This is a genomic window from Gleimia europaea ACS-120-V-Col10b, assembly GCF_000411155.1.
Taxonomy (GTDB): Bacteria; Actinomycetota; Actinomycetes; order Actinomycetales; family Actinomycetaceae; genus Gleimia; species Gleimia europaea_B.
Genome location: NZ_KE150267.1, coordinates 76,024 through 99,478 on the forward strand (window position 1 = coordinate 76,024; position 23,455 = coordinate 99,478).

Annotated in this window: 23 protein-coding genes and 1 pseudogene; 15 read left to right on the forward strand and 9 right to left on the reverse strand. The window is 50.7% G+C overall.

Translation table 11 applies throughout. From position 1 onward, the window contains the following. Positions 1 to 75 precede the first annotated feature (75 nt). From HMPREF9238_RS07420 to xseA, 3 genes are read right to left on the reverse strand one after another with little or no spacing between them, the layout of a single operon-like run. On the reverse strand, positions 76 to 990 hold the full coding sequence (locus HMPREF9238_RS07420) for a carbohydrate kinase family protein (protein ID WP_016444840.1): 915 nt from the start codon (positions 988 to 990) through the stop codon (positions 76 to 78). 34 nt (positions 991 to 1,024) lie between these two features. Continuing rightward, positions 1,025 to 1,261 carry an exodeoxyribonuclease VII small subunit gene (locus HMPREF9238_RS07425; protein ID WP_016444841.1) on the reverse strand — a complete coding sequence of 79 codons (237 nt, stop codon included), beginning with the start codon at positions 1,259 to 1,261 and terminating at the stop codon, positions 1,025 to 1,027. Between the two features lie 48 nt (positions 1,262 to 1,309). After that, positions 1,310 to 2,617 (reverse strand): exodeoxyribonuclease VII large subunit, encoded by a 1,308-nt coding sequence (xseA, locus tag HMPREF9238_RS07430; RefSeq protein ID WP_016444842.1) that lies wholly within the window; start codon positions 2,615 to 2,617, stop codon positions 1,310 to 1,312. 128 nt (positions 2,618 to 2,745) lie between these two features. Between xseA and HMPREF9238_RS07435 the strand changes: the two genes are divergently transcribed. Continuing rightward, a complete protein-coding gene (locus HMPREF9238_RS07435; RefSeq protein ID WP_232217641.1) occupies positions 2,746 to 3,762 on the forward strand; it encodes a 4-hydroxy-3-methylbut-2-enyl diphosphate reductase in 1,017 nt (338 codons plus the stop codon). A gap of 33 nt (positions 3,763 to 3,795) precedes the next feature. Here the strand turns inward: HMPREF9238_RS07435 and HMPREF9238_RS07440 are convergent, their stop codons facing one another. After that, positions 3,796 to 4,836, reverse strand: a complete 1,041-nt coding sequence (locus HMPREF9238_RS07440) for a DNA recombination protein RmuC (RefSeq protein WP_051109828.1) — start codon at positions 4,834 to 4,836, stop codon at positions 3,796 to 3,798. Between the two features lie 88 nt (positions 4,837 to 4,924). Here HMPREF9238_RS07440 and ychF point away from each other — a divergent pair, with 88 nt between their 5' ends. Continuing rightward, positions 4,925 to 6,010 (forward strand): redox-regulated ATPase YchF, encoded by a 1,086-nt coding sequence (gene ychF / locus HMPREF9238_RS07445; RefSeq protein WP_040316838.1) that lies wholly within the window; start codon positions 4,925 to 4,927, stop codon positions 6,008 to 6,010. 20 nt (positions 6,011 to 6,030) lie between these two features. Here ychF and HMPREF9238_RS09190 read toward each other — a convergent pair whose 3' ends face one another. Both HMPREF9238_RS09190 and HMPREF9238_RS09195 read right to left on the reverse strand, forming a co-directional pair. Beyond that, on the reverse strand, positions 6,031 to 6,312 hold the full coding sequence (locus HMPREF9238_RS09190) for a type IIL restriction-modification enzyme MmeI (RefSeq protein WP_016444846.1): 282 nt from the start codon (positions 6,310 to 6,312) through the stop codon (positions 6,031 to 6,033). A gap of 22 nt (positions 6,313 to 6,334) precedes the next feature. Further along, positions 6,335 to 6,797, reverse strand: a pseudogene (locus HMPREF9238_RS09195) (DNA methyltransferase). A gap of 197 nt (positions 6,798 to 6,994) precedes the next feature. Here HMPREF9238_RS09195 and HMPREF9238_RS07450 point away from each other — a divergent pair. From HMPREF9238_RS07450 to HMPREF9238_RS07510, 13 genes are all read left to right on the forward strand, one after another. Further along, a complete protein-coding gene (locus tag HMPREF9238_RS07450; RefSeq protein ID WP_016444847.1) occupies positions 6,995 to 8,629 on the forward strand; it encodes an FTR1 family iron permease in 1,635 nt (544 codons plus the stop codon). A gap of 72 nt (positions 8,630 to 8,701) precedes the next feature. Continuing rightward, positions 8,702 to 9,355 carry an iron transporter gene (locus HMPREF9238_RS07455; RefSeq protein WP_016444848.1) on the forward strand — a complete coding sequence of 218 codons (654 nt, stop codon included), beginning with the start codon at positions 8,702 to 8,704 and terminating at the stop codon, positions 9,353 to 9,355. 122 nt (positions 9,356 to 9,477) lie between these two features. After that, complete coding sequence (locus tag HMPREF9238_RS07460; RefSeq protein ID WP_016444849.1) at positions 9,478 to 10,740, forward strand: DUF2318 domain-containing protein; 1,263 nt, start codon at positions 9,478 to 9,480, stop codon at positions 10,738 to 10,740. 1 nt (position 10,741) lies between these two features. Further along, positions 10,742 to 12,016 (forward strand): ABC transporter permease, encoded by a 1,275-nt coding sequence (locus HMPREF9238_RS07465; RefSeq protein WP_016444850.1) that lies wholly within the window; start codon positions 10,742 to 10,744, stop codon positions 12,014 to 12,016. Between the two features lie 2 nt (positions 12,017 to 12,018). Continuing rightward, the gene (locus tag HMPREF9238_RS07470; protein ID WP_016444851.1) at positions 12,019 to 13,149 is read left to right on the forward strand and encodes an ABC transporter permease; all 1,131 of its coding nucleotides are present in this window, start codon (positions 12,019 to 12,021) and stop codon (positions 13,147 to 13,149) included. After that, complete coding sequence (locus HMPREF9238_RS07475) at positions 13,149 to 13,862, forward strand: ABC transporter ATP-binding protein (protein WP_016444852.1); 714 nt, start codon at positions 13,149 to 13,151, stop codon at positions 13,860 to 13,862. The genes HMPREF9238_RS07470 and HMPREF9238_RS07475 overlap by 1 nt, the downstream gene beginning before the upstream one ends. A gap of 60 nt (positions 13,863 to 13,922) precedes the next feature. Beyond that, a complete protein-coding gene (locus tag HMPREF9238_RS07480; RefSeq protein ID WP_016444853.1) occupies positions 13,923 to 14,366 on the forward strand; it encodes an FMN-binding protein in 444 nt (147 codons plus the stop codon). 48 nt (positions 14,367 to 14,414) lie between these two features. Continuing rightward, complete coding sequence (locus HMPREF9238_RS07485) at positions 14,415 to 15,401, forward strand: FAD:protein FMN transferase (protein WP_016444854.1); 987 nt, start codon at positions 14,415 to 14,417, stop codon at positions 15,399 to 15,401. A gap of 683 nt (positions 15,402 to 16,084) precedes the next feature. Further along, positions 16,085 to 16,492, forward strand: coding sequence for a DUF4418 family protein (locus tag HMPREF9238_RS09200; protein WP_016444856.1), 408 nt, complete (start codon positions 16,085 to 16,087; stop codon positions 16,490 to 16,492). A 44-nt stretch (positions 16,493 to 16,536) separates the two neighbouring features. After that, positions 16,537 to 17,757 carry an ABC transporter permease gene (locus tag HMPREF9238_RS07495; RefSeq protein WP_016444857.1) on the forward strand — a complete coding sequence of 407 codons (1,221 nt, stop codon included), beginning with the start codon at positions 16,537 to 16,539 and terminating at the stop codon, positions 17,755 to 17,757. An 11-nt stretch (positions 17,758 to 17,768) separates the two neighbouring features. Continuing rightward, positions 17,769 to 18,455: an ABC transporter ATP-binding protein gene (locus HMPREF9238_RS07500; protein ID WP_016444858.1), complete on the forward strand. Its 687-nt coding sequence runs from the start codon at positions 17,769 to 17,771 to the stop codon at positions 18,453 to 18,455. A 246-nt stretch (positions 18,456 to 18,701) separates the two neighbouring features. Continuing rightward, the gene (locus HMPREF9238_RS07505) at positions 18,702 to 19,280 is read left to right on the forward strand and encodes a class I SAM-dependent methyltransferase (RefSeq protein WP_016444859.1); all 579 of its coding nucleotides are present in this window, start codon (positions 18,702 to 18,704) and stop codon (positions 19,278 to 19,280) included. Positions 19,281 to 19,427: 147 nt separating this feature from the next. Next, on the forward strand, positions 19,428 to 19,991 hold the full coding sequence (locus tag HMPREF9238_RS07510; RefSeq protein WP_016444860.1) for an NADPH-dependent FMN reductase: 564 nt from the start codon (positions 19,428 to 19,430) through the stop codon (positions 19,989 to 19,991). A 104-nt stretch (positions 19,992 to 20,095) separates the two neighbouring features. Here HMPREF9238_RS07510 and HMPREF9238_RS07515 read toward each other — a convergent pair whose 3' ends face one another. The 3 genes from HMPREF9238_RS07515 to HMPREF9238_RS07525 form a co-directional block, all read right to left on the reverse strand. Further along, complete coding sequence (locus HMPREF9238_RS07515) at positions 20,096 to 21,760, reverse strand: ribulokinase (protein WP_016444861.1); 1,665 nt, start codon at positions 21,758 to 21,760, stop codon at positions 20,096 to 20,098. A gap of 90 nt (positions 21,761 to 21,850) precedes the next feature. Continuing rightward, on the reverse strand, positions 21,851 to 22,495 hold the full coding sequence (deoC, locus tag HMPREF9238_RS07520) for a deoxyribose-phosphate aldolase (RefSeq protein WP_016444862.1): 645 nt from the start codon (positions 22,493 to 22,495) through the stop codon (positions 21,851 to 21,853). Between the two features lie 2 nt (positions 22,496 to 22,497). After that, on the reverse strand, positions 22,498 to 23,454 hold the full coding sequence (locus tag HMPREF9238_RS07525; RefSeq protein WP_016444863.1) for a sugar-binding transcriptional regulator: 957 nt from the start codon (positions 23,452 to 23,454) through the stop codon (positions 22,498 to 22,500). Position 23,455: the final 1 nt, after the last annotated feature.

Here is a 23,455-nt window from a genome sequence, read left to right on the forward strand (position 1 = left end):
TTCAGATTCACGCTCAGAGAAACGGCGGTTCAAAATATTGAACCGCCGTTTGGCTTTGCAACGCTTACGCGTTGTTTAGATGAGTTCTTTCTTCCACGGAGGGTTGGCTCCGGCGCGTGAAACGGTGATTGCAGAGATGGAGCCGGCCCGGCCCAGTAAACGGATCACGCATTCGCGGTCAATGTGGGCAAGAGCGTAGCGGTTGTTTGCCCCGAGCAGGTTTTCGCTCCAGAGCGCGTCGATCAGGCCGCCCATGAACGAGTCCCCCGCCCCAACCGTGTCCACGACTTTCACGTCGGCTGCGGGAAGGTGTACGGTCTCATCCCCGAAGTATGCGCTTACCCCGTCACCGCCTCTGGTTACAACCACCAGGGAGGGGCCTAGCTCTAGCCACTCGCGCGCCACCTGCTCGATATTGGAGTTACCTGTGAGCCACTCGGCGTCCTCATCCGACATTTTCACAACATCGGCGAGACGAACGCACTCTTTGACGCGTTCGTATGCTTTAGCAGGATCGCCCATGATGGTGGGACGCGCGTTCGGGTCGTAGGTTACGATGGCCACGTCTCGCGCTTTTTCCAAAAGCCGCACGACGCCGCTACCGCCCGGTTCCAAGGTGGCGGCAATGGAACCGGAGTGCACAACAACGGTATCTTCAGCGATTTCACAGTCCGGCAGTTTCCACTCGATGTCGAACGTGTAGGTGGCGGCGCCCGTTTCATCCAGCCGGGCAAGAGCGGTAGAGGTTTTCTCGGCGCGTAGCGATTCTTCGCCCACAATCACGTTGGATTCTTCGAGGTGTTTGCGCACGAGCTGCCCGCGCGCATCCGAGCCCAGCCAGGTGAGTAGGCGAGCGGTGCGTTCAAGCCGGCCGAGCGTAAGAGCAACGTTTGCGGGGGAACCGCCAGGAATCTCCTTTGACTCACCGCGTAGGGGAACAACGATGTCCACCAGGGCTTCACCGACTACCAGTGCATTTGGATTAATCATTACCCGTCCAAACTCTCGAGATTTACCTCTCAGTTTATATGTTGGTCTCGGGTGTGGAGGCCGAGCCGGCGCGAGCCTGTTCGATGCGCTGCTCAGCCGCGCTCAGCACGGCGTGGCAGCGAGCGGCAAGCGCTTCTCCTCGCTCCCATAGGGAAAGTGTCTCTTCTAGCGGAGTTTTCCCACTTTCAAGCATCTTTACTATCTGCACCAGTTCGTCGCGAGCCTGCTCGTATGAAAGCTGACCGGGATCAATCAACTCTTCCTTTTCCATATTTACCTCTCTTTTCATGCCAAGTATCTAGTTCAAAGTAGGGGAGTTTCACTCTGATGATTCGTTGGACTCTTGTGATGCCCGTGCCGGCTGGGTTCCGAAAACGGTTGCGATCATGGAGCCACGGGCAAGCATGACTTCTAAAATGTCGCCCTTCTTCACACTCGCAGCGTCTTTAACCACTCCAACGCCGGGTGCCTTAACAATCGAGTAGCCACGCTCCAAAGTGGCCTGCGGGGACAGTGCTCGCAATGTTGCGGCAGCCTCAACAAGCCCGCCGCGCTCGCGGTCGATGCGTGCGCTCACAACGTGGCGCATGTTCGTAAGCGTTTGAGACAGGTTAGTTTTGTATATCTGTAGGGAGCCGGTTGGTTCTTTCAACACTGGCCTGTCTTTCAGTAGGCTCAAGTATTCGCGTTCGCGTTTGATCTGCATTTGCGCGCGCGAACGAATGGTTTCGATTGCGCGGGCAAGATTTGCGTGTTCCTCTTTTAGATCGGGTACGACTTTGCGCGCCGCATCAGTTGGGGTGGAGGCGCGCACGTCCGCAACGAGATCCAGTAGCGGAGCATCACCCTCATGACCGATTGCGGAAACTACGGGCTTTTGTGCCTTGAAAGCGGCTCGGATGATGCGCTCATCGGAAAAGGGAAGGAGGTCTTCAACAGAACCACCTCCACGCGCAACAATGATGACGTCCACGGTTTCGATTGCGTCGAGCTCTGCAATGGCTGCACTGACTTCGGGAGGACAGTTGGGGCCTTGCACGAGCACCTCGCGGATTTCGAAGCGTGCGCCCGGCCAGCGAGCCATAGCATTCACGAGCACGTCATCTTTAGCTTTGGCGCCCCGCCCGCAAATGAGTCCAATAGTGCGGGGGAGGAAAGGCAGGGGCTTCTTATGTTCGGCGTTGAACAGGCCCTCGGCTTGTAGCTTTTGGCGCAGTTGTTCAATTTGCGCAAGTAGATCTCCAACCCCAACCGGGTGAATTTCGGAGGCTTGCAGGTTGAGACGCCCTGAACGCTCCCAGAATGTGGGCTTCACGTAGGCAACGACACGCGTGCCTGCCTGAACAGCGCCACCCGTTTTTTGGAGGACACCGCCAAATACTGTTACATCCATTGAGATGTCTTCATTCACGTCTCTGATGGTTAGGAACGACATGCGGGTGGAAGGACGCTCATTGAGTTGAACGATTTGGCCTTCAATCCACAGGGCGGACATGCGGTCGATGTACTGCTTCATATTTTTGGACAGCAAGGCGAGCGGCCACGGGTTTTCCCGCGTGGTTTCGCGCGCTACTTTTGCGAGTGCCGGCCTGTCTGCGCTGCGGTGCGACGTGGCACTAACTTCCATACTTCCCCCTGCGGGCGCTCACGCGCCAAGACGTGTTGATGTCTTCTAGTTTACGAAAACGGTGGGACATTAATTGTTCCAGCCTGTTCCGGGCGGCAAGTTTGGTGGTTTGCGGTTATCTTAGAGGCGTGAGTGACGTTTCCGGTAAAAGAATTCTGTTGGCCTCCCCGCGCGGATACTGCGCGGGCGTGGATCGCGCTGTAGATGCGGTGGAGAAGGCATTGGACCTGTACGGGCCGCCGATTTACGTGCGTAAAGAGATTGTGCATAACCGCTACGTGGTGCAGACCCTGTCTCGGCGCGGCGCGATTTTTGTGGAGGAGACGCACGAAGTACCCGAGGGGGCGCGCGTGGTGTTTTCCGCGCATGGCGTGTCTCCACAGGTGCACGAGGAGGCGGCGCAGCGCGGTCTTTCCACGATTGATGCGACGTGTCCGCTGGTGACAAAGGTGCATAAGGAGGCAGTGCGCTTCGCAAAACAGGATTACGACATCATTCTTGTTGGCCATGAGGGCCACGAGGAGGTTGAGGGCACGTACGGTGAAGCGCCTGACCACATTCAGATTGTGGGCACTCCGGACGAGGTGGATAACGTGGTGGTGCGCGACCCCGAGAAGGTTGTGTGGCTGTCTCAAACCACGCTTTCGGTAGATGAAACAATGGAGACTGTACGCAGGCTACGTGAACGTTTCCCGATGCTCATGGATCCGCCGTCGGATGACATTTGTTACGCAACGCAGAACCGGCAAGAGGTTGTCAAGACCATTGCGCCGCAGGCTGATCTGATGATTGTGGTGGGCTCAGCGAACTCTTCGAATTCGGTGCGTTTAGTTGAGGTTGCGCTGGACGCGGGAGCAAAGGCGGCCTACCGGATCGATGAGGCCGCCGAGCTCGACCTGGCCTGGCTAGACGGCGTTGAAACGGTTGGCATCACCTCGGGTGCTTCGGTGCCTGACATCTTGGTGCGCGAAGTGATTGAGCGTTTGCAGTCACTGGGCTTTGGAGAGGCCGAGGAGGTGCGGACGCGCACGGAGACGATCACGTTTGCGCTTCCGCGCAACTTGCGTCAGGCGCTCAAGCGTGAGGGCGCGGATGCGGAGGATGCGACGGGTAGGCGTACACCGGGACCAGACCACACCTGCTGACACTGCCGACACTGTTTTCTGACACGGACAGCACTATTCTTGGGGCGGCGGTAGGCGTCGGGTGGCCTTGTCGATAGGTTGGGGAGCAGGTTTGATTGAGTGCTCTAGGCTGGCGATGTTGATGGCGGTTACACCCAGGCGAGTCTCGAAAGATCCGACGGTCCGATTGTAGTTGTCAACTGCGGATTGAAGGGAGCTACCCAGTTTCCCGAGGTGTTCGCCAAGCACATTTATGCGTTCGGTGAGGGTACGCCCGAGCTCAAGAATGTCGCGGGCGTCCTGCTCCAAAGAGTCCTTTGCCCACGCGTATCCAACCACTCGTAGCAGCGTGTGGAGGGCGGAGGGGCCAGCAACTATGATGCCTTTTTGAAGGGCGTCCTCAAACAACGTCGGGTCAGCTTCGAGTGAGGCAGAGATCAGCGCCTCGGACGGCATGTATAAGACCACGAGGTCTAAAGAGCCGGCAATCACCTCGCTGTAGCGCCGGTTTGCCAGCTGATTCACGTGGGAGCGCACCGCACTGGCGTGTGCTCTTAGAGCGCTCGGATCCTCCTCGTCAATGGCTTTCAGGTAGGCATCTAGGGGAACTTTCGCGTCGATTACGAGAGCGCCCCCGCCCGGTAGGTTCACTACGACGTCTGGCCGCGCTGTGCCAACCTGCATTTGTTCGAGGAAGTCAATGCGGTTAGTCAGGCCCGACATTTCAAGCACGCGGCGCAAGGAGAGCTCGCCCCAAGATCCGCGAGTGGGAGAGGACCTTAGCGCTGTGTCGAGCTTTTGGGTGGCGGCAAGAACCTCGCGCCCGGTTTTCTGGCTGAGACCAAGCTCCGAGATAACCCAATCGAGTTGATGCTTTTGCGCCGCATCCATTTGCCCAACCCGCGCATCAATAGCATGCAGTGTTTGATTTAGCGGCGCTAGCTCTTTAGAAATCTGGTAAGCCAAAGCGTCACGCGCCACGCCCTCGTTTTCGAGGGTACTCGGGCGCGGCTGGGAGTGCCGGCCCGCAAAGTACCCGGCAATGAGTCCGAATACCAGCATTGTTAAGGAAATGATCCAGCCAATTGTTGTCATGCTTCTATTAGACCGGATGGGGCGGACAAAATTCTGGACGCCCTGCCTCGCAATTTTTTAATCAACGCGCGTAGCCTAAACTATAGGCGTGGCTTTGACTATTGGTATTGCAGGACTTCCTAACGTTGGGAAGTCGACGTTGTTCAATGCGCTGACTCGCGCAACCGTTTTGGCGGCGAACTACCCATTCGCAACGATTGAGCCGAATATTGGTGTGGTTCCACTTCCGGATGAACGGTTGAAAGAGCTTGCCGACATTTTCGGGTCCGAAAAGATCATTAATGCGACTGTGTCTTTTGTTGATATTGCGGGGATTGTGCGGGGTGCTTCCGAAGGTGAAGGCTTGGGTAACCAGTTCCTCGCTAATATTCGTGAGGCCGACGCGATTTGCCAGGTGACGCGCGCGTTTGCCGATCCTGATGTTGTCCACGTCGACGGTAAAGTGTCGCCCAAGGACGATATCGAGACGGTCTCAACTGAGCTCATGCTTGCCGACATGCAAACCCTTGAACGTCAGCTACCGAAGCTTGAAAAAGAAGTGCGGGGCAAGCGCATTGAGCCGGAGTACTTGTCTACCGCGCAGGCGTGTCTCGAAATGCTGGAGCGAGGCACACTCATCTCCGCAGGTATGAAGGCTGCTGGCCTTGACCCGGCCATCGTTAAGTCGTTCCAGCTGATGACGGCGAAGCCTTTTATCTATGTATTTAACACGGACAGCGAGGGCCTTGAGGACGAGACGAAAATGGCGGAGCTGCGCGAGCTTGTTGCTCCAGCGGAGGCCGTGTTCTTGGACGCCCAGTTTGAGTCGGAGCTGGTGGAGCTTGACGAGGACGAGGCTCGCGAGATGCTTGGCGAGGTTGGCCAGGAAGAATCCGGCTTGGATAAGCTTGCGCGAGTTGGTTTTGACACGCTTGGTTTGCAAACCTATTTGACGGCTGGCCCGAAGGAAGCTCGCGCGTGGACGATCCGCAAAGGCTGGACGGCGCCCCAGGCTGCTGGCGTGATTCACACGGACTTTGAGCGCGGCTTTATTAAGGCCGAGGTCGTCTCGTTCGCGGATCTAGTGAAGGCCGGCTCGATCGCGGAGGCCCGCGCTGAAGGCCTGCTACGCCTGGAAGGCAAAGACTACGTGATGCAAGACGGCGACGTGGTGGAGTTCAAGTTCAACGTTTAGGACTCAATCCGGTTTTTCGCCTAGGGCGGCTTCGGGTTTCCGAGGCCGCCTTTTGCGTCCTGCGCTCGCTCAAGGTCTGCATCCGGAACGCGAAGACAGTATCGTTGTGAACCGTTAATAAACTCGTCGGATCCCACATAATTACGGATCCAAGACGAGGCTAGCGATGAAATGCCGTTAAGGTGCTCTTTCTCCGGCACCGTGAGTAGGAGATTCCCCCCCCCATACGTAGCCTGAGAGCCTTTTATTATTTTGGTAGCTCTGAGCTCACCGGGCGCGATCGAGGCCCAACGTATACACACGGTGCATCTAATAAGTATCCATTTATTTGGGATACGTTTGTGCGAATATCCTCATGGAAATATGCTTGGGCGCATTTGAGATGGGACGCAGGCTTACAACCACAACCGTGACGCCGGCGTTGAACTTGGCATTATTCCCCCATTTAAATGAGGTATAGGCGTACCCGATCTCTACGTCTTGTTCGTGAAGCAGGGGGACAGGAGACCGACGTGTTCGCCCTGGGGAATGGAGTTGGTAGAAACAAAGGCCAGCTCGGCACGGGTGCCGGAGATGTAGCGGCGCCCTTGATAAACCAGAGAGAAATGTAGTCGAGCTTCTTCGGGTACTTGGAGCTACCGAAAACCACCGGGTAATCCGCCTTCTGCTCTGTGGTCTGCATGCTCGATCCCACATATGGTGGGTTGCCGATCAGGTAGATCTCGTCTTCGCCGTTGTTCGGGCAGGCCTCGTCCCAGTCTAGGTGCGTGGCGTTACCAGCGTGGATCTAACCTGTTTCTTTCAAGGGGATGAGGGGGATGGAGATGCCGAACTGCTTCTTGAACTCGCGGTTCATTTGGAGTATCCCTTTGAGCACTTGTTCTCAAATATCCTATTTTCAACATGCCGGCCTTGCGCAATTAAAGTGGTAGCGCGTATGCTCATACTGGTTATTAGGTTAGGCTAACAAAAGCTGGAGGGCGAATGATGGCGTTTTCGCCTAGCAGTGCATCGGGCGTGCGAATATCGAAGATTTTAGCGATTTTCCTCTTTGTGGGAGTGTTCTTCGCTCTTTCTTCGTCTCTTACGGCGAATGCACAAGAAGAAGAGGATTGGCAGCCGGTAGTAACAAAAATGGAAGAGTACCTGGAGGGTATTCCTGCCGAGTATGCTTCGGGAGATTCTAAGGCAGTTCAACACTCCATCAGAAAAGCTTACTATGATACTTACCAGGTTTCCGGCCTTGAAGATCAAATTCGCCACAGGCTCGGGCGGGACAGGCAAGAAGACTTTGTTGCAGTTTTGCTAAACGTGCGCACGCTTTCCAATGCGGGGGCACCTCAAGACGAGGTCGCACAAGCGGTAAAAACTGCCATTGACCATCTAAATAAAGACGTTGCCGAACTTGCCACCACTAAGACTATTTCAGATCAGTGGACTAGGGTAGCCCAAGCAATCGTGGAAAATATTGACACCTCTGTTAAAGAGTACGGCGCGGGTGATGTGGATAAGGGCTACAAGCACGCTACCGCTGCCTACTTACAACACTATGAAGCCGAGGGGCTAGAGAAGGCAACAATCTCCTACATAGGGCAGGGGCGAGTTTCTGAAGTTGAAAACGGATTCCGAGATCTGCGTCAGGGAATTCGTGGCGGATTGGCACACGATGAAGTTGTCAAGATAGCTGAAAACTTAAAGTCAATGGTGAATGAGGACGCCACTGAGCTGGACAAGCTGGCTGGTTCCAATGAGGGACTTGGGTGGAAAGGATTCTTTGCCTCGTTCCTAATTCTGCTGCGTGAGGGTGCTGAAGCCCTCCTGGTTGTGGCTGCTGTTATTACCTATGCTATGAAGGCAAAGCGTAAGGATCAGGTAGCTGGAATCATAGTCGGCGTGGTCGCAGCCATCGTCTTGTCGGTAATGATCGCTATAGTGCTGGCTCGCCTCACATCAAACGTTTCAGGGTTGGCACAAGAGTTGATCGAGGGCTTTACCGGTATTGCTGCGGTGCTGATGCTCATATACGTTTCCAACTGGATCTTCTCCAAGTCTCATGGGGCCAAATGGAATGAGTACATGCAATCTGTTGCCGGATCTAAGACTCAGTCGGGTGGCGTATTCGGACTAGCGTTGGTTGCGTTCCTGGCGGTGTTGCGTGAGGGCGCGGAAACCATATTGTTCTTCTCTCCTATACTCACCGCGGCGCGTTCCGGTTCGGATTACGCATTCATTTGGCTTGGGGTGGGAGTTGCACTAGTCATTTTGATAATCCTATTCCTACTGGTGTGGGTATTTGGAGTTCGTCTACCAATCAGGAAGTTCTTCCGGTGGACTTCGGTTCTGTTGGGCGTGTTGGCAGTTACCATTGCGGGTGGTGCTGCTAAAGAGTTCCAGGATGCAACTTGGCTGCATACAACTGACGTTCCGGGCGTACCGGAAATAGCTGTGCTTGGTCTTTACCCAACTGTTCAGACTTTGGTGGCACAGGCAATTGTGGTTGTAATTCTCATAATTTTGGCTGTTGTGCAATATCGCATCAGCAAAAACACAAAACGGGAGAGCTGTGCTAGCGCAACAAATAACGAACAAAGATCGGTGAAAGATACAACTTCTGTTTAGTCAGTAACGTTACATCAGTTCTAACATCTCCAATTTTGGCCGGAAAATCCCGAAACACGAAAGGAAAAATAAATGAAGATCAAGAAAGCAATGGTTGCTCTTGGAGCGGCATTCGCGCTTACCTTGAGTCTTGCTGGTTGCTCGAATGATTCTGGTGACAAGCCCAAGGATGAAAAGGGTACTTCTGTGCAGAATACCGCCGACGAAAAGAAGAGCTCTGCTGAAAAAGGGCAGGCAGTAGGAATTAACGAAATTCCGGTTGGCGATTCAGGCCCGCAGACCAGTGGTCCGTTAACTGTTGATTTGGTTTACTTCCAGGCAATCGACATGGAGCAAGGCTCGGTGCTAGTACCGCCGGCTTCCGAATCTGACATGCACTTCGAAGTTGACGTTGCTACCAATGAGAAGGCTGCTGAAATCGGTTATGAAGCCGATCAGTTCATGCCTTACTTGGAGATAAACGTGAAAATTTATGATCAGGCCACGGGTGGCTTGGTCAAGGATTTAGGGACGATGATGCCCATGGTGGCTTCTGACGGCCCGCACTACGGAAATAACATCAAGCTGGAACCGGGCGAGTACCGTGTTGAAGTTGAGATTCCTTCACCTGCTGACAAGTTCATGCTGCACACTGGAAAAGATACCTCCGCTGTTGACGGGCGTTTCTGGACCGAGCCACTGAAGTTCACTTTCGAAAACTGGAAGTGGGACGGCCAGCTGCTTTAAGCTAACCGCGTGTGAGAGCTCGGGGCATTGCCGCCGAGCTCTCACACTTATGTACAGTTTCATGATCGGTTATTTTAACTAAATAATTTAGTAGCTATTTTTAACTTTTTGCAGGGATTTACATGTTGGAATTGTTCATTGTTTCAATTCAAACGGCGCTTCCTTTGTGTCTAGCGGTGGGTATTTTGGTAGCCAGCCGAGCTCATGCACCTATGGAGCGACAAACGGTTGCCAAACTAACTTTTGCTTCAACCGCTATTGGCCTTTTGGGCGCGGGTGTTTTCACATGGTTGCGGTTGAACACCCCGCACGTTGATATTCCTGTTTTTACCGCCTGGGCGGGAATCGCGCTGTTTATTACCATGTTCGCGTTTTTGGTAATGCTTTGGTTGTTTGGCGATAGGGATTTGCATGATATAAACCAGGGAATGCGCCACCGGGGGCTGACCATAACCGCGATATTGGCTATATGTACCTCTGCTCTTTACTATGCGGTTCCATATTTTTATTCCACCGATTCGATTGTGCACACGGGTGGATCAGTTTTTGAAACCGCCTCCCTTTTACGTTTGGCCGGGTTTTCTTTAGGAACAATTTTGGCGGTGGTTGCCTGTTGGGGATATGTCCAATGTGCGAAAAAAGTTCCTTGGTGGGTGCGCACCCTAGTCACTTCGGTAGTTTTCATGGCGATGATACTGCCCCGCATGATTTTACTGTATCAACAGTTCGCTACGAGGCGGATAGTGCCGTCTTTCCCCGGCCTATTTGACATAGTTTTGTGGATTCAACGCAATGAGGCGATGACTCAGCTGATACTAGTGTTTCTAATTGCTTTCCCTGGTTTTATAGCGCTGTGGACGCAGGTTAAAAAACCTCCACATAATCCTGCAGAGCGCCGTTTACAAAAAGCAGACACCATAAGCCGCCGTCAATTTTTTGGTTTATCTTCGGTCCTTGCAATTGCGTTTGCCTGGTCGTTGACGGATGGAAAGAGACGCTCAGAGTATGTTCCTGAACTAACAGATTTGGAAGCCACGACCTTGGAAGGCGATTTTGTATACGTGGATCGTCTGCTGGTTTCTGATGGTCACCTACATCGTTTTGGGTACAAAACAGCAAACGGAGTGGAAGTTAGATTTTTGGTGGTGCGCAAAAATGAGGTCGCTTTTGGCGTAGGTTTAGATGCCTGTGAAATTTGCGGAGATTCGGGATATTACGAAGATAAGGGAAAAATAATTTGTTCTAAGTGTGACGTGATGATGAACGTGCAAACCATTGGATTCCCTGGCGGTTGCAACCCGATCCCAATCAAATATGAGGTGGAAGATACTCGCTTAAAGTTTTTCGCTGAAGAGTTAGAAAGCCACGAGAAGGTGTTTAGCTGATATGTTTTTCTGGATTATGATAGCCCGCGCATTGCGTAGGCAGGCAGTTAAACGCCTGATGATAGCTGTGACAGTAATGTTGGGTGCTTCCCTTACAACATCGATGCTGGCGGTGATGTTTGATGTTGGAGATAAAGTACAAGAAGAACTCAGCTCTTATGGTTCCAATTTGCAGGTTCTTCCCCAAGGTAGGGCAATGGCCGCGGATTTGTACAATATTGACTCTTCCGAGCAGGGTGGCGGCGCGCTGCGGGAAGATGAATTACCGAATATGAAAACCATATTTTGGACGTACAATATTGAAAACTTCACTCCCTATTTGGAAACAAAGCTTGAAGTAGACGGTAAAGAGGAGCAGGTGCGGGGTACCTGGTTTGATAAAGAACTCGCCATTCCAACCGGAGAAAAGGTTATGACGGGTATGGACGGCATGCGGGAATGGTGGAAATGGGAGGGAACTTGGGGAAAGACGCCTAAAGAGGTAATAGTGGGTTCCCGTATTGCTACAAAGAATGATTGGAAAGTTGACGATACTTTACAAATTCGTGATAAAAACGGTGATGTTGTCGATGTAGTTATTTCCGGAATTTTTACGGGCGGAGATGCAGAAGATTCGCAAATATATGCAGATCTTGATCTGGTTCAACAGCTTACCGGGCGGGATAATGAGGTTGATCGGGTAGAGGTACGCGCAATTACTACGCCGGATAATGATCTGTCTCGTAAAGCTGCTGAAGATCCTACATTGCTCACTTTGGACGAGTGGGAAACATGGTATTGCACGGCCTATGTTTCCTCTATTGCCTATCAGATAGAGGAAGTTATGACCAACGCAGTGGCTAAGCCCGTACGTCAAGTTGCAGATACTGAGGGGGAGATACTTAATAAAACTGAGCTTATTATGGCTTTTGTTGCCCTATTTGCAGTGATTGGATCGTCTTTAGGGATTGCGAATTTGGTGTTCGCTTCGGTTATGGAGCGTTCACGTGAAATTGGTTTAATGAAGGCTATAGGTGCACGAAACCGAGAAATTATTCGACTCATGTTGGCAGAGGTTCTTATCGTTGGGTTGTTTGGCGGAGTTGTTGGATTTGCTTTAGGTTTCGGATTGGCTCAACTAATCGGACACATTGTTTTTGGATCCGCTATAGCTATGCGGCCAATTGTGGCCCCTCTAATGGCGTTAATTGTGTTTGTAACCGTACTTTTGGGATCTTTGCCTGCCATCCGTTCACTGGTACGTGTGCAGCCGGCCCAAGTGTTGCACGGGAGGTAACCGTGAAGAATAAGCATACTGCGATGTATTTGCGCATGATCTGGAAGGCGTTTTTAAATCGGATTACCCGTGTTTTCATTGCCTCCCTGTCAATAGCGGTGGGGGGTACAACTTTGGCCGCATTGGGTTTGGTGGCCTTCACTGTTCCGGCCCAAATGAGTAAGGAGTTGCGTGCGTTTGGTGCCAATATGGTTATATTGCCTGATTCTTCAGAAAACCTTACGGATGGCACATTGCAGGAAACTGATTCCATAGTTGGCAACAGCGTACTTAAACGCGCCGGATACCAGTATGGAAACCTACTATACAATCAGCAGCCATTGCAGGTAATGGCAACGGATTTGGACGCTGTGCAAGGTGTCCGCCCATATTGGAACTTAGATGGGAAAATGCCTGCTAATGATGATGAATTCTTGGTGGGCGCAGATGTGGCTACGCGTTATCGTTTCTCAATTGGGGATGAGGTTGGTCTGATGCAACCCACGTCTGAAAATGCGGTCTCTAAACAGATGAAGGTTTCCGGAATTATTCACACCGGAGGGCCGGAAGACGAGCAGATAGTAATGAGCACTAAAACACTAAGTGAATTTTTAGGAGATCGTGGTTATGACATCATCGAGTACTCAATAGATGCAGACTCTAAAGTAATTGCGCAATACGCCAAACAAATAAACACTAAAGTAAAAAATGCTGACGCTCAAGTAGTACGCCGTATTTCAGAGGCGGAAACCGGAATCGCCACCACTTTGCGTACCTTAATTTGGATAGTTTCGGCAATAATATCGCTGCTCACCTTGATAGCGGTTTCCACAACTCTTAATTCGATAATTTCTGAACGCTCCAAGGAAATCGGATTGAAGAAGGCTCTTGGTGCACTGCCCGGTGATGTTATGCGCGAATTCGTAGGAGAATCGCTTATGCTGGGAGTATTCGGGGGGACGTTAGGTGCAGCTACAGGGGTGTGGATCGCAGCGGAAATATCACGCCGTGTGTTTGCCATAAACCTGAATATAAATTGGTGGGTCGTGCCAATAACACTCATATTTTCAATAGTCATAGCGATGCTGGGCTGTTTGATGCCAGCACGCAGAATCACCAAAATAGATCCTTCACAAGTTCTAGGGGGAGAATAATGCCCGCAGATTCTATATATTCAGTACGCTCGGCTAGTCGGCACTACGGCGATCTTGCGGCACTCGACAACGTGAGCTTGGAAATTCCGCGTGGTCAATGGCTTTCCATAGTGGGCCCATCTGGTTCGGGGAAATCGACCCTGATGAATATTTTGGGTTGTTTGGATTCACCCACTTCGGGTGAGGTTCTTTTAGAAGGCGACCGCCTAGATAAAATGGGCGAGGTGGAGCTGGCAGATGTACGCCGTCATAAAATCGGCCTAGTGTTCCAACAGTTCCATCTTGTTAAACACCTAACAGCTGTGGAAAACGTGATGTTGGCGCAGTACTATCATTCGGTTCCTGATGAGCAGGAAGCGCTTGAAGCACTGGAACAGGTGGGGATGAAAGACAGAGCTACGCATCTACCTCATGAACTTTCTGGAGGGGAGCAACAGCGTGTTTGTGTGGCCAGAGCTTTGATAAATCGTCCGGCCGTGATACTCGCTGATGAACCCACCGGAAATTTAGATGAGACTAATGAAAAAATAGTTATAGATTTCTTTCATCGCCTGCATGAAGAGGGAACAACTTTGGTAGTGGTAACGCATGATGCCGAAGTGGCTGCACAAGGGCAGCGGCAAATAATTTTAGAGCACGGGCGAATTGCCCAAGAGGTTACCGATCTGGCCGATTCTCCTATAAAAGAATTACGTTTCGGTGAAACTTATTAACAGGAGCCGAATAATCACAAAATGCCAAATATTTAAAAGTTAGAAAACTTGGAGGGCCTTATGGGAAGTTCCCGATTGTTAGCTATAGCAGCGATTGTGGGAGTTGCAGTACTTGGCGGGTGCTCGGCCGATGTGCCGGCTGCAAACACTTTGCCAGATGGGGAATATGAAGGAGTTTCACAAAAAGAAGCTGATGGTTCTTACGGCACAGTGAATTTCACAATTAGTGGAGGAAAAGTCACTAAGGCAAACTTTTTAGTAAAGGATGCTGATGGTACGCCCCATGATGAAGATTATGGTTTGGGAACCGATGGCAAAGCACATGATCCGATTTTTTATCAAAGAGCGCAAGACGCGATAAAGCACGAAAATAGCTATGTGCAAAAGTTCCAGGAGACGTCGGATCAAAATCAGGTTGAGCGCATCGCTGGTGGATCTCTTTCACACAGATTATTCATGCAGGCGGTTGAAGACGCCGTGCTTAACGCTGGCGCCGAAAAGTAAGACCCGGTAATCTGAGTGATCGGGCATGGTTCATGTAGCTTTCCCGCTATGGGTACGCTGGTGTGCGCCACTTGGGAACCGGCGGGGAATGTTGAAGAAATTCAGCGTCTTATTCGTCAACGAGTTAGGGAACTAGAAAATAGGCTTAGCATATTTAAGCAAACTTCGCAGGTGGTCGCACTTAGCCGTATTTTAAATGCTGGTTCGGAAGATATTTTGAAAAAATTCAGAAGCTCCCTATTGCATTCTTCCAACGTTTACAGCTTGGCAGGGAGCGCGGAAGTTGGTTTGGAAAATCATGATGCTGGAGCTGAATTACTTTTCCGATTGGAAGAGATATTGCAAGCAAATCGGTTTTCTTCCGATCTGGCACGAGTCATGGAAGCATCCGTAAAATTCGCGAATTTGACTCAAGGTGCATTTTACCCGTTTTTGGGCCGTCAAATGCATGATTGGAAAAAATTGGTGGCTGAAAGGGCGAATAGAGAATTTGAGCTTAGTGATTCCATAATTGATTTTGGAGGTATCGCCAAGGGGTATGCGGCAGATCAGGTGCGTGATTTGGTAGTTTCTAAGGGGGGAAAAAACGTGGTGGCGTCATTTGGTTCCTCCTCTATTTCGATTGCGGGTGACCCAGTATGCGTTGGCCTGCAAAGCCCTTGGGAGGGATTGGAAGAGTTTGGGCACTTGTTGCTTACTCATCCGGCGCTTTCTGTTAGTGCTGATACAGCTACGCGAATAGGTTCGGGTAAGCGCGTTAGCCATGTTTTAGATCCAAGTACTGGAAAACCGGCATTTACGGACCTTGTTGCCGTTTTAGTTTGTACGGCTGATGGTATGGAGTGTGAGGCTTGGGCAACCGCGTTCTTAGTGTTGGGTTTGGAAAGAGCTATGGATTTGGATGCGACTCAACAGCACATAGACACGGTTTTTTTCACGGCAGATGGTCGGGTGCTGGCTAGTCCTAATTTGCAGATTACTGCTCATCCGGGAGTGCAGCAGTGGCTGGAAGCACAGCGAGTTAGGACTCAATAAAAAGCTTTTAGTTTTGGGTGTAATGCTGATTTAAACACTGTTAAATACAGCGGTATTAGATAGGCTGGCATATTCCGAATTTGCACCGCACAAGAAGATTGAAGTCTGAGCTGTCGTCGATCCTGATTCCCCCAACTCCCGCGCTTTGTCGAGCTTGCGAACAATTTGTTCGGGCGCGTGTTTACTGAACTTTTTCACCATTGCTCCATTCTCCCCACCTAGTGGCGGGGCATCAATGGACCACACTCAAGTCACCTGGACCTAAAAACCTAGGACACTCCAGGGTGCGCCAGATTAAAAGCACCCGCAAGCCGATCGTGAAAACCCTTTTGCATAAACTTGACGACCAGGCATCCCTAAAATCATCCTACAATACGAGCAGTGTTGGTGAGCAAAGCGCGAGGTAAGTAACCAGCATGGGATTTTAATCCTCAAATGGTTAAGTGGTCTTTACAGTATCGTGTGTGAAGTGAAAAGCGTAGCTTGCTGGGGGCGAGCTGGTGTGTGATGTGTTTGTTTGCAGGGGAAAGCTATTTTTATGATCATTTAGATTCGCACCAAACACCTTAAAGACATTGGTAAGGCTTACCTAACAGGCTATTATAGCCTTGGCTCGCGACGGGTGAAGCCTTAGACTCGCACAATGCGTTTCTAATCGACACTGAAGTAGAAGTAAGAGACACATGAAAAACAAATATATAGCTGGAATCCCAGCAGTTCTTTTTGGGACGATGATAGCGATAGCGCCTATGACAATCGCTCAGCCTTGTCCAATTCATGGTGACCATCCGATGATGGCTTGTCACTGGAGCGCTAAAGCCTCGCTCGGTATTGGCGCTATGATAGTCGTACTGGGTCTTATTAACTTCTTAGTAAAGGCTCCAACACGCATTGGCCTAAATATCTCAGTAGCAGCCACTGCGGTATTGGAAATATTAGTGGTTACGTTGCTCATAGGCGTATGTGATATGCCAACCATGCATTGCAGGCAGGTAATGTTGCCAACTCTCGTAATAGTGAGCGTTTTGGCGTTGCTGTGTGCGCTTGTGGCTATATGGTTTGACTGCCGTAGTGAAAAGATCGCGAAATAAAAGTGCGTAAACACTGTAAATAGGCACTCAAGAAGGGTTGTTCCATGGCAGGAAAAAGTTCGTCGGTAGGTGTCGGGCTACGAAAGCTTCCACAGGAAAATCTTAAATATTACTCGGGACGTACGTTAGGTCTTTCAATCACAGTAATTGTTTTAAGTGTTATTTTTTTCTCCGGTACCTTCATGTCATTAGCTCTTAGCCGAGGGTTTTCTGCTATGGAGGAACGCATGGGGGCTGATCTGATTGTGTTTCCAAACGAACACCAGCAGGCAGCCGAAAGCTTTCTACTTGGTAAGTCCAAAGAAAAATTTTATTTTAACGATGACTCTATATTGGAAGAGGTACGTAAGGTAGAGGGAGTTAAAGCTGCAACCCCTGAAACCTACTTGACCTCACTTGATGCTGGCTGTTGCGCGGTGGATGTACAGATCATTGGATTCAACCCAAAAACCGACTTTGTAGTGCAACCGTGGATAGCCACTGAGTATGCTGGTGAGCTTAAAGATGACGAAGTTATAGTAGGCGCTGACGTGTTTGCTGACCCAAATGGGCAGGTGCGTCTTTTTAATGAGTTTTGGCATGTTGCTGCTAAGTTAGCGCGTACAGGAACTTCGTATGACACCGTTGTGTTCGTAAATCAAAACACAGTGGAGAAAATGTTTAAATATTCTTCGCAAGTGGAGTATATTCACAACCCTCCAAACGGTAGAGCAATTTCGTCTATCTTGGTAAAAGTTGATCCGAACTATCCGGCAGAAGCCGTAGGGGATGCTTTGGCCAATAAAATGCAACATGTGGGTGTAGTTTCCTCTGCGGGAATGGCATCGCAGGTAAAGGCTAATGCAATAACTATAATCGGTTACATTTGGTTGATAGTTGCAATGTTTTGGTTGGTTGGCCTGATAGTTTTGGTAGCAGTTGTGGCCACATCCGTAGGTGAACGTAAAAAGGAATTGGCATCATTACGAATAATGGGAGCGACTCGTAAGAACCTCATGTTTATGCTAGGGAAAGAGTGCTTTTTCATCGGCTTGGGTGGTGGATTGATTGGTGGCGTATTAGGGGAGGTAATAATGTATCCCTTTGCCAATCTTATACGTGCCAAGTTGGAGCTTCCCTATGTTGATATAAGTTTTGCAACAGCGTCTGTAATAGTTGCTTGCTGTGTAATCGGAGCCCTGCTCATTTCCATACTCGCAGCGATAATAGCTGCTGGTAAAACCTTGAAAAATGAGACTTATTTGACTTTGCGTGCGGCAAGGTAAAGGGAGGGAAAATGGCGAATTCTGTCGTTGTGCAAGCCAGTGGATTAACCCGCGAGTTTTACCGGCGTGGAAGCTATTTTAACGCTGTGGAAGAGGCAAATTTACAGGTTAGTAGCGGGCAGATGGTAATGATTCAGGGCAGATCCGGCAATGGGAAGAGCACCTTGCTTAATATGCTTGCTGGATTGTTGCAACCAACTAGAGGGCAGGTGCGCATATGCGGCCAGCTTTTAGGCGACTTGGATGATTCTGAGCTTTCGACTTTGCGTGGCAGCAGAATTGGATATGCTACGCAACAGGAAACTCTTATCGCTAGTCTTAACGTTCGTGAAAATATTTTGTTACCGGCGTTGATCGCTAAAGAACGGGGTATAGAAAAACCTTACGACGTCAATGCGCGGGCTGAATCACTAATGAAAGCTTTGCAAATTGAGGGCCTAAGCGAGGTTTACCCGCGGGAACTATCTGGGGGTGAGACGCGCCGTGTAATAATTGCGCGCACATTGATAAACCTCCCTGAGGTGGTCATAGCAGACGAGCCCACGGGAGATCTAGATGAGGAGTCTACCGGATTGGTAATGAATTTGTTGCGATCAGCTACTGATGACGGTGCCGCGGTGATAGTGGTTACACACGATTCGGACACATCTAGCTTTGCCGATCAGATATACACAATAACCAAAGGCGTGCTGAAATAGAATCCAAATCCGACGCGTCTAGTGTTCCCTGAATTGTACTGCACGTATCCGACACTTTCGATTCGAATAATTGCACCTTGCCTTCGGTGTCGGTGAATATAAGTGGAGTTTTGTTTTCGCATCCCTTGATAACTTGGGTTATTACGGCATTTTCATCAGCATCTATATCTAACGTTATTTCGCGTTGAATTTTATTTAGGGTGCTGGCTAGCGCTATAGGGTGCGGATTTCGATAACCTTATTCCCGTGAGTACTGAAGCGCAGGAATGGGACGCACGCTACGCCTCGGAAGGGCAGCTGTGGAGCGGCAGAGTTAATGCTCTTTTGAAACAAGAAATCGAAGGCATGAAGCCCGGCACCGTCCTCGATGTTGGGGCGGGCGAGGGGGCAGACGCGATCTGGCTGGCCCAGCAAGGCTGGCAGGTGAGTGCCGTGGACATTTCGCAGGTTGCTATAGACCGAGCAGAGAGTGCGGCTCACAAGGCTTCAGTGAAAGTGCAGTGGATTGTCGCTGACGCGCGTGAAGTTAGTGGAGAATACGACTTGGTGAGCGCCCTCTACCCTGTGGTTTACAAGGAGTCTGACCTCTTCGATCATCTTTGTGCGCTCGTGAAACCAGGCGGAACTCTCCTGTTTGTGCACCACATGCCTGACCCGGATGGGCTACGCGGGCACGGCCCGGACTTTTCGAAGGTTATGAGTGCGCGTGAAGTCCTCGAAAATCTATCGCCAAAGTGGACGATCGAGAAATATGAAGTTATTGAACGAGGGGACCGCTCAAAGCACCCCTGTGACGAGCTGGTGCGCGCCCGAAAACTCGAATAGTGGTGGAAACAGGTTGCGCCGAACCTAGCGGCGGTGGCTGTAGGAACTGTGACGATTCCAACGGTCGCAAGGTGGCACCCGTAATGCCACTTCGGGTAAGTTGGTTTAAATTTGAACAGAACCGCATTCGTTTTGAGAGGAACAGGGATGTCTAAGCCCGTATTGCAGGTTGTTGTTTCAAGTGTTCGCCTCGGTCGCGTGAGCCCGATAGTGGCCGAATGGTTTGCGGACGAGGCGCGTAAACACGGCGCTTTTGAAGTTGAAGTTGCCGATCTGGCGGAGCTTAACCTGCCGCTTATGGACGAGCCGAATCACCCTATAATGCAGGCATACCAGCACGAACATACTAAGCGTTGGGCAAAGATTGTGGAACGTTCGGATGCATTCGTTTTTGTTGTGCCCGAGTATGATCACGGCTACCCGGCGCCACTCAAGAATGCGATTGACTATCTATTTAATGAGTGGGCGTACAAGCCGGTCAGCTTTGTTTCATACGGCGGTATTTCCGCTGGCCTCCGTGCTGTGCAGCAGTTGAAGCCAGTGCTTTCGGCGCTGAGGATGGTTCCGATCGTCGAGCAGGTCATGATTCCGATGATTGGCGCACATCTTGTGGACGGCAAGTTTGTGCCCAATGAGATCATCACCGAATCTGTGGCGCCCGCTCTTGATGAGCTGGCCAAGCTGGAAGGCGCGCTCGCCTCGCTACGCTAAAACCTGATATGGCCAATCTGTTTCGTGTCCGAGGACGAACCGAGCAAACGCCAGGGTAAAGTTTGTTGCCGGCACCAAAAGGTGCCGGCAACAACTGTATTAGTCTACTTTTTTGAGTGGACTTCTCGTTGGATCTGCTTGAGGTGGTGCATTACATCATTCCCACCCCTGCCGAAATAATCATGCAGTTTGATGTATTCAGCATAGAGTTTGTCGTATTTCTCCGAATTCTCTTCGTTTGGAATATACGCATTGGGAATCTTAGAGCCCATTGCTTTAGCGGCCGCGTATGTGTCTGGATACTCTCCAGCGGCAACCGCACCAAGAATCGCGGAGCCTAGCGAACCGGCTAGAGCAGAACCTGAAATTGACAGTGGAATGCGAGTTACATCCGCGTACATCTGCATCAGGAACTTATTCTTCAACAAGCCACCAGCGCCCACTACTTCTTTAATCTCGACACCGTGGCTCACAAAGTTTTCAATGATCGAACGCAACCCGAAGGCAGTCGCTTCTAGATAAGCGCGATAGATGTCTTCTGGGCGTGTAGTGAGCGACATTCCGAAAAGAGTGCCGGAGAGGTTAGCATCATTTAAAATTGATCGGTTTCCGGAATGCCAGTCGAGGGCTAACAGACCATTTTCCCCAATCTCTTGTTTTTCTGCCTTGTTTGTTAGCAACTCGTGAACCGAGATACCTTTTTCTTTGGCTTCTTCGAAGTAGTCAGCCGGAACAATGTTGTCGACTATCCACGCGAAGATATCTCCTACACCTGTCTGGCCACCCTCAAAGCCCCACAATCCGGGAGAAATCCCACCGAGAGTAATGCCGAATACGCCAGGAATATCCTGGGCTTCCTTGCCGTTCACAATGTAGACATTTGAAGTTCCCATGATCGCGGTCATTTGGCCAACTTCGATGGCCTGTGCTGCTGGCGCAGTTACGTGGGCATCAATCTGTCCAACCGAAACTGCGATTCCAGCGTTGAGGCCGGTTAATTTTGCGGCTTCCTCAGTTAGACCGCCCGCTCGTTCTCCTAGTTGCAGAACTGGTGCCGTGTATTTTTCTTCGATAAAGTTGGCGAACTTTGGGTTCAACGCGGCAAAGTATTCTCTTGACGGATAACTGCCATCTTGTAACAGGGCCTTGTAGCCAGCGGAAGAAGCTGCTTGGATGCGACGTCCACACAACTGCCAAACGATCCAGTCGACTGCTTCGATGCAGACTTCCATTGTGTCGTATACTTCAGGGGCTTTTTCTAGGGTTTCCAATGCCTTCGGAATGACGATTTCAGAGGAAATACGCCCTCCGTACCGGCCAAGCCATTTTTCACCGCGTTCTTCTGCTACTGCAATACACCGTTCCGCTTGTTCGGACGCCCCATGATGCTTCCATAGTTTTGCATAGGCATGTGGGTTGTTCTTGAACTCATCGAATTCGCATAATGGCTTACCATCCTTATTGGCAGCAATCACCGTAGCTGACGTAAAGTCAGTTCCGATACCTACGATGTCGTCAACATCGACCTGTGCTTTTTGCACTGCTGCGGGGACGACCTTTCCTAGTACTTCTATATAGTCTGCGGGTACTTGGAGCGCGAAGTCTGGTGGTAGTGGCTGGTTGTCACCTGCAGTGAGACTAGAATCCATCACGCCGTGAGCATATTCTGAAATGCACGAGCCCATTTCCTTACCATCTGATACCCGAACAACAGTCGCTCGCCCAGATAGAGTGCCAAAATCAATACCGATTACGAACTTATCACCCATGAAGAATCTCCTTTGATTCAAAGTGGTTGTTAATGCGGTGCAACTAGGAGGTTGCGTTTGTCCGCCAGGATTTGAAAGTTGCCGAAGCTGTTAGAGCGTATCGAGAACGTTCTTAGATGAAGACAGTCCTAAACGGGTCGCCCCAGCTTCGATCAGCTCGGATGCGAATTTTCCGTCGCGGATTCCGCCCGAAGCCTTGACTCCGAGTTCGTTCCCCACAGTGGATCTCATCAAACGCACAGCACGCACACTAGCTCCCCCTGCTTTGTGGAAGCCTGTTGACGTTTTTACAAAGTCTGCTTTAGCAGCTCTAGCGGCGTTGCAAGCTCCAACTATTTCATCATCAGTTAGAGCGGCAGATTCTATGATGACCTTCAAGACTACGTTTGGAGCAGCATCGCGGACCGCTTTGATCTCTTTTTCTGTGTAGTCGAAGTTTCCTTCTTTCACTGCGCCGACGTTTATTACCATATCGATCTCGTCAACACCGGCAGTAGCTAGTTCTGCCGCTTCTGCTGCCTTAACCGACATGGTGTGGGCGCCGGACGGGAAACCACAAACGGCAGCGACTTTCAGGGTGGTTTCTCGAGGTAGTGGAACCTGGTTGGGAGAGACGCAGACCGAGTAAGTTCCAAGGTGCTCTGCCTCGTCAATGAGAGCAAGTATGTCGCTCCTTGTTGCCTCAGGTGCAAGTAGAGTATGGTCAATCATTTTAGCGACTTCTTCAGAATTCATAACTATTCATTCCCCATTTCAAGTACACGTTTTGCAATGGCTGATTCGGTGATAAGTGTCCTGCAGAGTCCGGCATGGAGGGCCCCAAAGGTGACTTCACTCTTTTCCGAGCCGATGGCTATAGCAAGCGCGCGATCACAGTCTCGCAAGGACTCTAGGTTTATAGAGATAGTTCGCGCCTCCAAAGTAAGATCGACTATCGCCCCCTTGTTGTCGATATAGTGGCCGAGGATGTCGCCAACGCAGCCTCTCTGTTTAAGAGTAATTTGCTCGTGCGTGGATATACTTCCGGACTGTGCCAAAACTGAATTCGGTGTTAATGCGCCGAGAGAATAAATGGCAAGATCGGCTTTTTCTCCGAGTTCGATTGTTTTTTGTACATGTGGATCAGCAAAGAAATGATCTACAAGACCTTGGCTGCCCGCTATTGCTGGCGCTGGCAACAAAAGAGTAGTTGGTTGTACAGATCGTTTCGCGACCGTTGCGATGATGCTGGCCGCATCAACGGTAAGTTCGACTGATAGTGCGCTGCCGTTCAGCTGCACGATAACGGGTTTGTGAAACACGTTATTAGGAAGGGCATTCGCGATCGCAGAGACTGACCGCCCCCAGGACAAGCCAATTAATGATGGTGCCGGCCGTAGTTCTGCTACGTGATTCGCTGCAACACGAGCTGCGAGATTCAACGTTGCCGCTTGGGTTGCCTGGGTGTCCACAACTATAGGGTGAACATCGCCAAATTTATTCCTGAGGGCGGACTCCAAATCGCGCCGGCGGGAGGCCGGATGGTGGATCCGGATTTCCACCAACCCGGTCTCGCGCGCCTTCTCAAGTAGACGGCCCACTTGCCAGCGCGAGAGCATCAGTCTATCTGCAACTTGAGATTGGTTATATCCGTCGTTGTAGTAGAGCTCAGCCGCTCGAACCATCAGCAGATCATCGTTGCTACTTAAGTTCATC

Bases quoted from the DNA above. Each gene is read 5' to 3' on its own strand.
- HMPREF9238_RS07525 (WP_016444863.1), bottom strand. From the start codon at position 23,454: ATGAACTTAAGTAGCAACGATGATCTGCTGATGGTTCGAGCGGCTGAG.
- xseA (WP_016444842.1), bottom strand. From the start codon at position 2,617: ATGGAAGTTAGTGCCACGTCGCACCGCAGCGCAGACAGGCCGGCACTC.
- HMPREF9238_RS07420 (WP_016444840.1), bottom strand. From the start codon at position 990: ATGATTAATCCAAATGCACTGGTAGTCGGTGAAGCCCTGGTGGACATC.
- HMPREF9238_RS07460 (WP_016444849.1), top strand. From the start codon at position 9,478: ATGTTGGAATTGTTCATTGTTTCAATTCAAACGGCGCTTCCTTTGTGT.
- HMPREF9238_RS09200 (WP_016444856.1), top strand. From the start codon at position 16,085: ATGAAAAACAAATATATAGCTGGAATCCCAGCAGTTCTTTTTGGGACG.
- HMPREF9238_RS07485 (WP_016444854.1), top strand. From the start codon at position 14,415: ATGGGTACGCTGGTGTGCGCCACTTGGGAACCGGCGGGGAATGTTGAA.
- HMPREF9238_RS07480 (WP_016444853.1), top strand. From the start codon at position 13,923: ATGGGAAGTTCCCGATTGTTAGCTATAGCAGCGATTGTGGGAGTTGCA.
- HMPREF9238_RS07455 (WP_016444848.1), top strand. From the start codon at position 8,702: ATGAAGATCAAGAAAGCAATGGTTGCTCTTGGAGCGGCATTCGCGCTT.
- HMPREF9238_RS07510 (WP_016444860.1), top strand. From the start codon at position 19,428: ATGTCTAAGCCCGTATTGCAGGTTGTTGTTTCAAGTGTTCGCCTCGGT.
- HMPREF9238_RS07515 (WP_016444861.1), bottom strand. From the start codon at position 21,760: ATGGGTGATAAGTTCGTAATCGGTATTGATTTTGGCACTCTATCTGGG.
- HMPREF9238_RS07495 (WP_016444857.1), top strand. From the start codon at position 16,537: ATGGCAGGAAAAAGTTCGTCGGTAGGTGTCGGGCTACGAAAGCTTCCA.
- HMPREF9238_RS07465 (WP_016444850.1), top strand. From the start codon at position 10,742: ATGTTTTTCTGGATTATGATAGCCCGCGCATTGCGTAGGCAGGCAGTT.
- HMPREF9238_RS07440 (WP_051109828.1), bottom strand. From the start codon at position 4,836: ATGACAACAATTGGCTGGATCATTTCCTTAACAATGCTGGTATTCGGA.
- deoC (WP_016444862.1), bottom strand. From the start codon at position 22,495: ATGAATTCTGAAGAAGTCGCTAAAATGATTGACCATACTCTACTTGCA.
- HMPREF9238_RS07500 (WP_016444858.1), top strand. From the start codon at position 17,769: ATGGCGAATTCTGTCGTTGTGCAAGCCAGTGGATTAACCCGCGAGTTT.
- HMPREF9238_RS07475 (WP_016444852.1), top strand. From the start codon at position 13,149: ATGCCCGCAGATTCTATATATTCAGTACGCTCGGCTAGTCGGCACTAC.
- HMPREF9238_RS07425 (WP_016444841.1), bottom strand. From the start codon at position 1,261: ATGGAAAAGGAAGAGTTGATTGATCCCGGTCAGCTTTCATACGAGCAG.
- HMPREF9238_RS07450 (WP_016444847.1), top strand. From the start codon at position 6,995: ATGATGGCGTTTTCGCCTAGCAGTGCATCGGGCGTGCGAATATCGAAG.